The sequence below is a fragment of the Phyllobacterium trifolii genome (genome assembly GCF_014192095.1).
Classification (GTDB): domain Bacteria; phylum Pseudomonadota; class Alphaproteobacteria; order Rhizobiales; family Rhizobiaceae; genus Phyllobacterium; species Phyllobacterium trifolii.
This window is the reverse complement of record NZ_JACHXN010000006.1, coordinates 228,572-241,269: the sequence shown is the minus strand read 5'-3', so window position 1 is coordinate 241,269 and position 12,698 is coordinate 228,572. Positions and strand designations below refer to the sequence as shown.

At 59.3% G+C, this 12,698-nt stretch carries 12 protein-coding genes; 4 read left to right on the top strand and 8 right to left on the bottom strand.

The genetic code is table 11. From position 1 onward, the window contains the following. Positions 1-14: 14 nt before the first annotated feature. Genes rpe through FHS21_RS11655 form a run of 8 tightly spaced genes read right to left on the bottom strand, consistent with a single transcriptional unit; the run spans position 15 to position 8,613 of the window. A complete protein-coding gene (gene rpe / locus FHS21_RS11690) occupies positions 15-704 on the bottom strand; it encodes a ribulose-phosphate 3-epimerase (RefSeq protein ID WP_112529057.1) in 690 nt (229 codons plus the stop codon). After that, positions 701-1,639, bottom strand: coding sequence for a CbbX protein (gene cbbX / locus FHS21_RS11685; protein WP_112529055.1), 939 nt, complete (start codon positions 1,637-1,639; stop codon positions 701-703). Before cbbX ends, rpe begins: the two co-directional genes overlap by 4 nt. Next, positions 1,632-2,051 (bottom strand): ribulose bisphosphate carboxylase small subunit, encoded by a 420-nt coding sequence (locus tag FHS21_RS11680; RefSeq protein WP_112529053.1) that lies wholly within the window; start codon positions 2,049-2,051, stop codon positions 1,632-1,634. The genes cbbX and FHS21_RS11680 overlap by 8 nt, the downstream gene beginning before the upstream one ends. 10 nt (positions 2,052-2,061) lie before the next feature. Next, complete coding sequence (locus FHS21_RS11675) at positions 2,062-3,522, bottom strand: form I ribulose bisphosphate carboxylase large subunit (protein ID WP_112529051.1); 1,461 nt, start codon at positions 3,520-3,522, stop codon at positions 2,062-2,064. Between the two features lie 30 nt (positions 3,523-3,552). Continuing rightward, positions 3,553-4,632: a class II fructose-bisphosphate aldolase gene (fba, locus tag FHS21_RS11670; RefSeq protein ID WP_112529049.1), complete on the bottom strand. Its 1,080-nt coding sequence runs from the start codon at positions 4,630-4,632 to the stop codon at positions 3,553-3,555. 19 nt (positions 4,633-4,651) lie between these two features. Further along, positions 4,652-6,664, bottom strand: coding sequence for a transketolase (gene tkt, locus FHS21_RS11665; protein WP_112529047.1), 2,013 nt, complete (start codon positions 6,662-6,664; stop codon positions 4,652-4,654). A gap of 11 nt (positions 6,665-6,675) precedes the next feature. Further along, entirely contained in the window at positions 6,676-7,548 is an 873-nt protein-coding gene (locus tag FHS21_RS11660) for a phosphoribulokinase (RefSeq protein WP_112529045.1), read from the bottom strand. A gap of 15 nt (positions 7,549-7,563) precedes the next feature. Next, complete coding sequence (locus FHS21_RS11655) at positions 7,564-8,613, bottom strand: class 1 fructose-bisphosphatase (RefSeq protein ID WP_112529043.1); 1,050 nt, start codon at positions 8,611-8,613, stop codon at positions 7,564-7,566. Positions 8,614-8,729: 116 nt separating this feature from the next. Here FHS21_RS11655 and FHS21_RS11650 point away from each other — a divergent pair, with 116 nt between their 5' ends. The 4 genes from FHS21_RS11650 (at position 8,730) to FHS21_RS11635 (ending at position 12,618) form a co-directional block, all read left to right on the top strand. Further along, entirely contained in the window at positions 8,730-9,668 is a 939-nt protein-coding gene (locus FHS21_RS11650) for a LysR family transcriptional regulator (RefSeq protein WP_112529041.1), read from the top strand. A gap of 132 nt (positions 9,669-9,800) precedes the next feature. Further along, positions 9,801-10,322 (top strand): FecR domain-containing protein, encoded by a 522-nt coding sequence (locus tag FHS21_RS11645; RefSeq protein WP_376772100.1) that lies wholly within the window; start codon positions 9,801-9,803, stop codon positions 10,320-10,322. A 6-nt stretch (positions 10,323-10,328) separates the two neighbouring features. Then, the gene (locus FHS21_RS11640) at positions 10,329-12,194 is read left to right on the top strand and encodes a CHASE2 domain-containing protein (protein ID WP_112529037.1); all 1,866 of its coding nucleotides are present in this window, start codon (positions 10,329-10,331) and stop codon (positions 12,192-12,194) included. A gap of 70 nt (positions 12,195-12,264) precedes the next feature. Continuing rightward, on the top strand, positions 12,265-12,618 hold the full coding sequence (locus tag FHS21_RS11635; RefSeq protein ID WP_112529035.1) for a DUF1428 domain-containing protein: 354 nt from the start codon (positions 12,265-12,267) through the stop codon (positions 12,616-12,618). Positions 12,619-12,698 lie beyond the last annotated feature (80 nt).

The window sequence follows — 12,698 nt, the reverse complement described above, 5'->3', positions numbered from 1 at the left end:
TCTTTCTCCTCCGCTCAAGCTGCCGCCCGGTGCCTCGCATGGTCGGCAGCATGACGGATTGCAGCGATATTGTCAGCATAGGCCGCCTTGCCGTTTCCCTTGAAAACAGCAGATCCCGCAACGAGCACATTTGCCCCTGCCGCTGCAACGAGCGGTGCCGTTTCGGGCGTCACGCCGCCGTCGATTTCGATATGAATCGGGCGGTTGCCGATCATCGCCTTCACGCGCCGCACCTTGTCGACAACCGAGGGGATGAACGCCTGTCCGCCGAAACCCGGATTGACTGTCATCAAGAGCACCAGATCGAGCCGGTCCAGCACATATTCGATGACGCTTTCCGGCGTCGAAGGGTTGAGCGACACACCCGCCTTCTTGCCGAGACTGCGAATGGCCTGCAGCGAACGATCAAGATGCGGGCCGGCTTCCGCATGCACCGTGATGAAATCGCAGCCCGCCTCGGCAAAGGCGCCAAGATAGGCATCCGTCGGGGCGATCATAAGATGACAATCGAATATCGCCGACGTCCGGTTGCGGATGGATTTGATGATCTGCGGCCCGAACGTGATGTTGGGAACGAAATGCCCATCCATCACGTCGAGATGCACCCAGTCGGCACCCGCCGCCATGACGTCTTCGACTTCCTGGCCGAGCCGGGAAAAATCTGCCGAAAGCACGGACGGCGCAATGAGTACGTTCCTGTTCATGGCGTTTTCTCCTCTCCTGACGATGCGGAAAACACACGGCTGACCCTGATATCGTCCGCAGTAATCGTTGATAGCGCCGCCGCATCTGTCGGCCCGTTGGATGCCTCGAACAGCCGGTTGGCGTGGCGCAGTCTCGCCCTGTCCAGCGCATTGCGAATGGAGCGGGCATTGGCAAAGTGCGGCTGCTGGCGGCGCCGTTCGATATAGTCGGCCATGATAGCGCGGCCTTCCGCATCGAATGTATAATTCTGCTTCGACAGCATCGTTTCGGAAATGCTCAGCAACTCGTCGGAGCTGTAGTCCGGAAAATCGATGTGATGGGCGATGCGCGAACGGAAGCCCGGATTGCTCTCGAAGAATTTGTCCATGCGATCAGCATAGCCCGCAAGAATCACCACGAGATCATCACGCTGGTTTTCCATCACCTGCAACAATATCTCGATCGCTTCCTGTCCGTAGTCGCGTTCGTTCTCCTGCCGGTGCAGATAATAGGCCTCGTCAATGAACAATACGCCGCCCATGGCTTTCTTCAGGATCTCCTTGGTCTTCGGGGCAGTATGCCCGATATATTGTCCGACCAGATCGTCTCGTGTGACAGAGACGAGATGGCCCTTGCGGATATAGCCGAGGCGATGCAACAGGTCCGCCATGCGCATTGCAACCGTGGTCTTGCCGGTGCCGGGATTGCCGCTGAAACTCATGTGCAATGTCGGCGTTTCATGCGCGAGGCCCATGCGCCGGCGTGCCCGCTCGACCAGCAGCAATGCTGCAGTCTCCTTGATCCGCTGCTTGACCGGCTTAAGGCCGATCAAGTCGCGGTCGAGTTCGTCCAGCACCTCCTTGACGCCGGATTCGACATATTCGGCGCGCAGATCGATGGCAGACGGTACCTCCACAGGAGACCCCTCGAGTTGCGTGATGCTGGCATCAGCCATAGCGCTGCCCCGCTGGCTTGTCCGTTGCATAGGACCTCGTCGTGTAACGAACGACGCGGCCCTCGCCTTCCTGGCGGGCAAGGTGGAAGCCTGGCTCTTCCGGCGGGCGGTTGACGAGGAATGACAGCTTGACCGATTCCCAGCCATGGGTGTTGTCGAAGGCGACAAGGCGAATGTAATAATCGCCATAGACCTTGCGGCATTCCTTCAGCTCCATCATCAGGGCGGCCGCATCCGGGTTGTCGAACATCGGATGTCCCCACATGTCCCAGTAGGTGTTGCGCGGGTGCGGGTCATCGGTGAATTCGAGACTGACAGCCCAGCCGTTGTCGATGCAATATTGCACCTGCTTGGCGATCTGCTCATCGGTCAGATCAGGCAGGAACGAGAATGCCCCTTGAGTGATACGCATGTCGTTTCTCCTATTCTGCTGCTGTTGCCGTCGGAACGAAATCCGGCGAGTCGGTTGAGGTATAGTTGAAGGAAACGTCCTTCCAGACTTCGAGCGCCTGCTGTAGAGGCTGGCAGGTGCGTGCTGCCATACGCAGGATCTCCGGTCCTTCGTTGACGATGTCGCGGCCTTCGTTGCGTGCTAGCACCATGCATTCGAGTGCAACGCGGTTGGCCGTCGCACCGGCTGCGATGCCCAGCGGGTGGCCAATGGTGCCGCCGCCGAACTGCAGAACAACGTCCTCGCCCAGAAGGTCGAGCAACTGGTGCATCTGGCCGGCGTGGATACCGCCCGAAGCCACAGGCATCATCTTGTTGAGCGAGGCCCAATGCTGATCGAAGAACACGCCGTTCTCGAGCCGCATCGGGTTGAAGTCCTCACGGCAGATGTCGTAGTAGCCGCGCGTGGTAGCGGGGTCACCCTCCAGCTTGCCGACGACAGTACCCGCGTGGATATGATCCACACCCGCAAGACGCATCCACTTGGCGATGACGCGGAACGACACGCCATGCGACTTCTGCCGGGTGTAGGTTGAGTGGCCGGCGCGATGCAGATGCAGGATCATATCGTTGCGCCGCGCCCACTTGGCCATGGACTGGATCGCCGTGTAACCGATGACCAGATCAATCATGACGATGTTCGACCCGAGCTCCTTGGCGAAATCGGCACGCTCATACATATCTTCCATCGTTGCCGCGGTGACGTTGAGGTAGCTGCCCTTGATCTCGCCGGTTGCCGCCTGTGCCTTATTGACGGCCTCCATGCAGTAGAGGAAGCGCTCACGCCAGTGCATGAAGGGCTGCGAGTTGATGTTCTCGTCATCCTTGGTGAAATCCAGACCGCCCTTCAGCGCCTCGTAGACCACACGGCCATAGTTGCGGCCAGACAGACCGAGCTTGGGCTTTACCGTTGCGCCAAGCAGCGGGCGGCCAAACTTGTCGAGACGTTCACGCTCGACAACGATACCTGTTGGCGGGCCCTGGAACGTCTTCACATAGGCTACCGGCAGGCGCATGTCCTCAAGCCGCAAAGCCTTCAAAGGCTTGAAGCCAAAGACGTTGCCGATGATCGATGCCGTCAGGTTCGAGATGGAGCCCGGCTCGAACAGGTCGAGATCATAGGCAATGTAGGCGAAATACTGGCCTTCGCCGTTCGGAACCGGATCGACGCGGTACGCCTTGGCACGGTACTTCTCCGTTGCGGTCAGCCGGTCCGTCCACACGACGGTCCAGGTGGCAGTCGACGATTCACCGGCAACGGCAGCGGCGGCCTCGATCGGATCGACGCCATCCTGCGGCGTGATGCGAAACAGCGCGATGATGTCGGTGTCCTTTGGTTCGTAGTCAGGCTCCCAGTAGCCCATCTTCTTGTATTCCATGACACCGGACCTGTAGCGGTCCTGTCCCGTGACCGTTTCTGACTTGTTCGACATGGTGAGGTCCTTTCCTTGGTAATTTTGATTTCAAGCAGCCTTGGCTGCAGCGATTTGCGGATCGAGTTTGCCGGCGGCATAGCGTTTGGCCATTTCATCGAGCCCGATGACCTTGATCCGCGATGCGTTGCCCGCCGTGCCGAACCGCTCGAAGCGGTCACGGCAAAGATCGCGCATGGCATCCATGGCCGGTTTGAGGAATTTGCGTGGATCGAACTCCGCGGGGTTTTCCGTCGCGATCCGGCGAAACTGACCGCTCATGGCCATGCGGCAGTCCGTGTCAATATTGACCTTGCGTACACCGTGGCGGATACCGCGCTCGATCTCCTCGACCGGGACCCCATAGGTTTGCGGCATCTCGCCGCCGAAGCGGTTGATGATGTCCTGCAGGGGCTGTGGCACCGACGACGAGCCATGCATCACGAGATGCGTGTTCGGCAGCTTGCGGTGGATTTCCTCGATGACTCCCATCGCCAGGATGTCGCCATCGGGTGCGCGGGTGAACTTGTAGGCGCCGTGCGACGTGCCGCAGGCGATGGCCAGCGCATCGACCTTGGTGCGCAGCACGAAATCCACTGCCTGATCCGGATCGGTCAAGAGCTGGTCATGACTGAGCACGCCGCTCGCACCATGACCGTCTTCAGCCTCGGCTTCACCGCTTTCGAGCGAACCAAGCACGCCGAGCTCACCTTCGACCGAAACGCCGACCCAATGGGCGATGGTGGTGACCCGCTTCGTGATCTCGACATTGTATTCGTATGAGGCTGGCGTTGCCGCATCCGCCTCAAGCGAGCCGTCCATCATGACCGAAGTAAATCCATGCCGGACCGCGGTCAGGCAAGTCGCCTCGTCATTGCCGTGATCCTGATGCATGCAGATCGGAATGGATGGATAGATATCCGCCAACGCATCGATCATCCGCGCCAGCATCAAATCCTTGGCATAGGAGCGTGCACCGCGCGACGCCTGCAGAATAACCGGCGCATCGCAGGCTGCCGCAGCTTCCATCACGGCAAGTCCCTGCTCCATATTGTTGATGTTGAACGCGGGCACGCCGTAACCATACTCGGCAGCATGATCGAGCAATTGTCGCAAGGTAATCCGGGCCATGATCAATACTCCTTTCAGTTCAGTTGATGAGCTTGCGCGCCGTGGCGACAATGTTTTCAGGCGTGATATTGAAGTGACGGTAGAGATCCGGCGCCGGGGCGCTGGCGCCAAAGCCCTGCATGCCGATGAAGGCACCCTTCTCACCGATCCAGCGATCCCAGCCGAGGCGCGCGGCAGCCTCGATTCCGATGCGGGGCGCCGCAGCCAGAACCGAGCGGCGATAGGCCGGGGTTTGCGCTTCGAACAACTCCCAGGACGGCATCGAGACAACGGCGGCCGGGATCTTGTACTGTCCGCGCAGCATATCGGCGGCAGTACAGGCGATCTCGACTTCCGAACCAGTCGCCATCAGCGTAATTGCGCGCGGTTCCGCTGTTTCGCGCAGGACATAGGCGCCGCGGCTGGACCGGTTTTCTTCCGCATGAGCGTGACGCAGCATCGCGAGATTCTGGCGTGACAGGACGATGACGCTCGGCCGGTCGGAATATTTCAGTGCGAGCTCCCAGCACTCGGCGGTTTCGATGATGTCAGCAGGACGGAACACGTTTATGCCGGGTGTTGCCCGCAGCATCGCCAGATGTTCGATCGGCTGATGGGTCGGACCATCCTCGCCGAGACCAATCGAGTCATGGGTCATGACGTAGATGACCTGCTGGCCCATCAGCGCCGAGAGACGCATCGCACCACGCGCATAATCGGCGAAGGCCAGGAACGTGCCGCCATAGGGAATGAAGCCGCCATGCAGGGCAAGGCCGTTCATCGCCGCCGCCATGCCATGTTCGCGGATGCCGTAATGGATATAGCGGCCGGAGAAACTTTGCGGTGTAACGTCGCGCATGCCCGGCGTAACGGTCAGGTTCGAGTGGGTCAGGTCAGCCGAACCGCCGATCGTCAGATCGGTTGCATTGTTGATGACGCCAAGCACCATTTCCGAAGCCTTGCGTGTCGCGACCTTGGTTGCCTTTTCGACATGTTCGCGGCGGAATGCGCCAAGCTCTTCAAACAGGCTCGCCGGCAACTGCTTCAGAACGGCTTGCCTGAGGTCGTCCCCATGCGGTGATGCCGCCATTCGTACACACCATTCGCGTCGCTCGTCGGCTCCACGACGGGCCGCATCACGCCAGGTCTCGATGATTTCTTCGGGAACCTCGAATGGCTGATGCGGCCAGTCGATTGCCTGACGCACTGCCGCGATTTCGCTGTCGCCGAGCGGAGCACCGTGGGTCTTCTCGGTTCCCTGCAAATTCGGCGCGCCCTTGCCGATGATGGTGCGGCACGAGACCAGCGACGGCCGGTCAGAAGACCTGGCGCGGGCAATGGCATCGGCGATTTCTTCGTAGTCGTGGCCGTCGATCTCCTGAACATCGAAACCTGCCGCCTCGAACCGCATCAACTGATCCATGGATGTCGAGAGAGACGTAGGCCCGTCGATCGAGATTGAGTTGTTGTCCCAGAAGACAATGAGCTTCGACAGTCTCAGATGACCGGCAAGGTCGATCGCTTCGTGACTTATGCCCTCCTGCAGGCAACCATCTCCTGCGATCACATAAGTATGGTGATCGACGATATCCTCGCCGAACCGCTGGACAAGCAAACGCTCGGCCAGCGCCATACCGACGGCGGTCGCAATGCCTTGTCCGAGCGGGCCCGTCGTCATCTCAATGCCCTGCGCATGACCATATTCCGGGTGACCGGCCGTCTTGGCGCCAAGCTGGCGGAAACGCTGCAGTTCCTCGATCGGCATGTCGGGATAGCCGATTAGATAGTGCAGCGCGTATTGCAGCGTCGAGCCGTGCCCGGCCGACAAAACGAACCTGTCACGGTCCGGCCACTGCGGATGCAATGGATCGAGCTTGATGAAGCGGTTGAAGAGAACCGTTGCGACGTCGGCCATGCCCATCGGCATGCCGGGGTGCCCGGAGTTGGCCTTCTGGACGCTGTCCATAACCAGCGCCCGAATTGCGTTTGCCATATCGCGTTCCGAGACGGTTTCGGTTTCCGGCATTTCTTGAAGCAAAGCTTGCGTATTCATCGCTATCTCCTTCACGAGGCGCGGTTTTTGCGTTCGATCAACTGCATGATCAGCGGCGTCAGGATAAGTTGCATGGCGAGATCCAGCTTGTTGCCGGGGACGACGATCGAATTGGCCCGCGACATGAAGGAATCGTGGATCATCGACAGCAGATAGGGGAAATCGATCCCTCGCGGCCGGGCAAAACGGATCACCAGCATCGACTCGTCCGGTGTCGGGATCCACCGCGCAATGAAAGGGTTCGACGTATCGACAATCGGTACACGCTGGAAATTGATGTCGGTCAGCGTGAATTGCGGCGTGATGTAACGCACGTAATCCGGCATGCGGCGCAGGATCACATCCATGACCGCTTCGGTGGAATAGCCCCGGGTCGAACGATCACGATGGATCTTCTGGATCCATTCGAGATTGATCACCGGAACGACGCCGATTTTCAGATCCGCGTGACGGGCAAGGTTGACGCCCTCCGCTACAGCGCAGCCATGCAAGCCCTCATAGAAGAGCAAGGTGCTCGGCGGAAAATCGCGCCATTCGGTGAATGTGCCTGCAGGTGCGTCGTATTGCGCGGCTTCCTCTTCGTCATGGATATAGGTACGCGTTTGGCCCGTACCCCGGCGGCCGTATTCCTCGAAAACCTCATCGAGCTTGTTCAACTCGTTGGCATCGACGTGGAAATGCGTGAAATTGGGGTTACCCTTGGCCTCTTCCTCCGCAACCTTTGCCTTCATGGCATTGCGGTCATACCGGTGGAATGCGTCGCCCTCGATGAAAGCGGCCTCGATATGTTCGCGGCGGAAAATCTGCTCGAAGATGCGCTTCACGGAGGTCGTTCCCGCGCCTGACGAGCCGGTGATCGATATGATGGGGTGCTTTGCCGACATGATTTCTTCCTCCACTCAAACCCTGAACAGGCCACGCTTGCTGAACAGCGGCGCGCGTTCGCCGATGTTGCTGGGCTCGGTGTGATACCGGCTGATACGGGCTACTTCCCTTGCCGAACCGAAGATGAACGGCACACGCTGATGCATGGTCTTCGGTGTCAGATCGAGTATGCGGCTTGCCGTGTTGGTCGCAGCGCCGCCCGCCTGCTCGATGAGAAAGGCAATGGGATTGGCCTCGTAAACGAGACGTATGCGGCCGTCGCCATAGCCCTTGCGCCTGTCCCCCGGATAAAGAAACACGCCGCTGCGCATGAGGATCCGGTAGGTTTCCGCGACCAGGGACGCGATCCAGCGCATGTTGAAATCACGCTCGCGCGGTCCTTCGCTACCCTTGAGACAGTCATCGACATAGAGCTGCACCGCCTCGTCCCAATGCCGGTAATTGGCGGCATTGATGGCGAATTCATAGGCGCGGTCAGGAATAACGATACTGGCATAGGCCTGAACAAAGGTCCCGAGCCGCGCCGAAAACACGAACACATGCGTGCCGCTGCCAAGCGTGAGTACCAAGGCAAGTTGCGGCCCATAAATGAAGAAACCGGCAGCGAGCTGGCGATCGCCTTTCTGGAAAAAAGACGCGCCAGGCTCGCTGTCCGGCTGGCCTGCCACCGGGAGGATGGAGAAGATGGTCCCTATCGAGACATTGGTGTCGATGTTGGATGAGCCATCCAGCGGATCGATCGCCAGCGCCAATGGAGCGCTTGTGTCGAGCAAGGCTGGATGCGCGAGTTCCTCGGAGCCATAAAGTGCTACAGGCGCTTGACGCATGGCCTCGAGGAACATGTCGTCGGCGAAGATATCGAGGTCCTTCTGCGCATCGCCATCGGCATTCTTGCTGCCTTGGCTGCTGGCGAAGGCCTTGCCGAGAGCGCCCTGGTTGATCGTGTTGCGGATCTTGACCGCAGTCAGGGACAGCTGGCGCACGACCAGCGAGACGGAAGCGCGCAGCGTATCGCCGCTCTCCGCATAGGATCCAAGAAAGGCATCTAGTGTTGCCGTGGTCATGGTAGTCCTCCCTGTCCGATTATCTCCGCATCGGACTTTGGACATGGAACCACGCAGACCACACTTAGTAAAATTTATTATATTTACGTATTCGATAAATTCTATTAACTGGCAGGATGCGCAATTTGAATTTGAAACAACTGCGGGCGATTCAGGCGATTATGCAGCACGGCACGATCGCCGCCGCAGCCAATGCGTTGGGCCTGACGCCTCCGGCGGTAACGATCCAGCTCAAACTTCTTGAAGAAGACGCCAACATCATCCTTTTCGATCGCACAAATGAGGGCCTGCGGCCCACCGCCGCCGGGCTGGCCTTTCTCGATGCTGCGCAAATGGTCGATGAACGGCTGCGCCTGCTCGAAGACGAGATCGATGCGATAAAGGGATTGCGCATCGGCAGCCTGACGCTGGGAGTCGTATCGACGGCAAAGTATTTCGCGCCGCAACTGATGGCGATTTTTCGCAAGGAACACCCGGATATCGCCATAAAGCTCGCCATCGGCAACCGCGCCGAGACGATTGCCGGGCTGAAAAGCCATGCGGTCGATCTCGCCTTGATGGGCCGACCGCCAAAGGACGTTCCCCTGCGTTCGGCGGTTTTCGGGGATCATCCGTTGGTGATGATCGCCGCTCCCGACCATCCGCTCGCCAAATGCCGCGATATCACCAAGGAACGCATCGCACAGGAGCATTTCCTTATCCGCGAGCCCGGTTCGGGCACGCGGATATCGCTGGAGATTTTCCTGAGCGAACTGCCGGGCCGGCTTGATGATCTCGGCACGGAAATGTCGTCAAACGAGACGATCAAGCAGGCGGTGATGGCCGGGCTCGGCATCGCCTTTATTTCCGCACACACGATCGCACTGGAACTCGATGTGGGCAGGCTGGTGATGCTCGACGTGATCGGCATGCCAATCCGCCGCCAGTGGTTTTCCGTCGTACGCACCGACCGGACCATGTCACCGGCCATGCGCGCATTCCAGGATTTCCTCAGCCGTAAAGGCGCGCAATGCCTTCCGGCAATCGACCGGCTATACCCGGCAACGGAGAATTAACCCGATTTAGTGAAGCCGATACCGAAGAGAAAACCTTATCAGCGCTTTGAAATGCCCTCCGGAGGTTCTATATTGCAGGTGAAACCGCGCCTATTCTGGTGCCGGTGAACAGGGGCAATCTCCATGGACTCAATGGCGGGAATTTTTCGCGCAGCGGTGGCCATTGGCTTTGTTTTTATGGTCGGCACAGAAATTGCCTCGGCACAATCCACCAATTCTGGATGCGCGCTGACGCAGGTCGGCGGGACCGGAAGGCAGATATTGAAATGCCGTGGCGGCCTCACTATTACCGCTGAGCGCGGCGCACGGTATACGTTGTTGGACCGCAGCCGTGACGGCATCGTCGATGCGGTTCGCGCCCGTAGCAAGGCGATATTGCTCGATGCCCCGAAATCACCATCCGGGTTCGTGGTCGACACGCCGCAGGCCATCGCAGCAGTTCGGGGCACGAAATGGGCTGTCGATGTCAGCGCGGGCAAGACGGCAGTTTTCGTTGTCCGGGGCGCGGTCAGCGTCCGGCGGCAAGCCGCGCCCGCGGCTGTAGTGCTCGGACCCGGTGAAGGCGTTGATGTCGACGGAAGCAGCAGCGCCCTTGTTGTGAAGCGGTGGCCCCAACCGCGCGTCAACGCATTGATGGCGCGTCTCGGTCAATAATCACCCATGTCCAGTCGTGCACGGCAGATACTGGTCGCACTGATCCTTGCGGGCATATGGGGCGCAGGGCTCGGCCTGATGCACATCAGGGGAAACACCTGGTTTCTGGAACGCGTCGAGGCAACCTTCGCCGATCTGCGCACCAATATCCGTGGCAAAAAGCCGGCACCGGATGCTGTCACAATTATAGCCATTGACGACCCGACAGTGACGCTGGTCGGGAGTTATCCTGTTCCCCGCTCGACGCTCGCTGCTCTCATCGACGCAATTGCCGAGCTCAAACCAAAAGTCATTGCGCTGGATTTGCTTCTGGTGGATCGCGGTCAGGAAGATGGCGACCGGAAGCTCGCGGCTTCACTCGGGAAAGCCACGACACTTTTGGCGGGAGCGGCCGTTTTCGCAAGTGGCAAGCAATTGACAGAGACTGCGCACGACGACGCACTTGATCGCATTCCGGATGCTGTCAGCTTGTTGCTGCCGCAGCAGGAATTTGCCGATATCTCGCCGGTGGGCATTGTGAACGTCGCAACCGATCAATCCGGAACGCCGCGATTTATCCCGATGCTGTTCAAGAAGGGAGAGGAGGTCCAGCCTTCTTTTCCACTGCGTGCCGTTGCGCTTGCCGCCGGAGTCGACCCTGTATTCGAGCCCGGCGGCATCGCACTGGGTGAACGCCACATTCGCACCGATATCGGCCAATCGTTTCCTCTGACCTTCTATGGGCCGAGGGGTACGATAAAAACGATCAGCGCCGCTGCCGTGCTCGATGGTCAGCTTGAGGCCAAGGACGTTACCGGCAAGATTGTCGTGCTGGGAACGACGGTAACCGGCGGCGGCGACGTTTTCCCGACACCATTCGATCAGGTACTTCCCGGCGTGGAGGTCATTTCAACGGCGATAGCTCAACTTGTAGCGGGCGATGCCACGGTCCGCGATCGTCATATCCGGCTTATCGATGCAGGCTTTGCTGTCGGCCTGCCGCTCATTCTCGTGGGACTGCTAGCGTGGCGGCGCAGTATTATTGGCCTTGCCGCAATAGTCGCGGTGGTCTGCGCATGGCTCGTCATCAATATGGTCGCTTTTGCAAACGGCATCTGGCTCAGCGCCGCAATTCCTATTGCGGCCGCAGTCCCCCCGCTCCTTCTATTCGGAGCAAGCCAGCTTTTGCTCGATCGCCGCCGCGCGCAGCATTTTGCGAGGCAAAGCGCGATGCTGCAAAGCGTGCAGGCGCCGGGACTTGGAAAATGGCTGGCAAGAAACCCCGATTTTCTGGCCGAGCCCGTTCGCCAGGACGCCGCCGTGGTTTTCATCGACCTTTCCGGATTTACCGGCCTCAGCGAGGTTCTTGGACCTAACGCCACGCGCGAATTATTGAACGGGTTTTACAAGCTCGTCGATGAGGAAGTCGCGGCCTGTAACGGAACCATTACGAGCTTCATGGGTGACGGCGCGATGATCCTTTTCGGCCTGCCGGAACCGACCCCGCAAGACGCGGCCAATGCCACACTCTGCTGCGTACGGCTGTCGAACAGAACGAAACTGTGGCTCGCCTCGCTTCCCGCTTCGACCGCTTCGCGCATCGGGTTCAAACTCGGTGCACATTTCGGCACAGTGGTTGCTTCGCGGCTCGGCGGCGGCGATCGCCAGCAGATCACCGCGACCGGGGATACGGTCAACGTCGCCAGCCGGCTCATGGAAGTGGCCAAGAAAAACCACGCGGAACTCGCGCTTACGACCGATATCCTGCACATCGCGGGCCCGGACAGCGAACCGTACAAGACTGGCGTTCTGAGCGGGCCGCTCGAAACGCAAATACGCGGCCGCTCCGGCTCGGTTACGATTTGGCTGTGGCGCAGCGACGACAAAATTTGAAAGACGATGTAGGATTTCCGCTTGCGCCGACGTCCTGTGGTCGTACGAGCTAATCAAGTGGAGGTTTTCTATGTCCTATGTCGATGGTTTCTTACTTGCCGTTCCGAAAGCGAAGCTGGAAGCCTATAAGGAACTCGCCAGTAAGGCGGGAGAGGTCTGGAAAGACCACGGCGCGCTGGCCTTTGTCGAATGCGTCGCCGATGATGTACCCTATGGTGAACTTACTTCCTTCCCGCGTGCGGTGCACGCAAAAGACGACGAGACCGTCGTCTTTTCCTGGATCGTTTATGAATCGCGCGAAAAGCGTGATGCCATCAATGCCAAGGTGATGGCGGACCCTCGCCTGAAAGGCGACGCGGCCAACATGCCCTTCGACGGCAAGCGTATGATCTTCGGCGGATTTGCGCCTATCGTGGAGTTGTAGAAGTAACGCTTACTGGATCAATATCCCAACTCGGGCGCCGCGCCGGCGATGACGGCGCGGCGACGAAAAGATAGTAATTT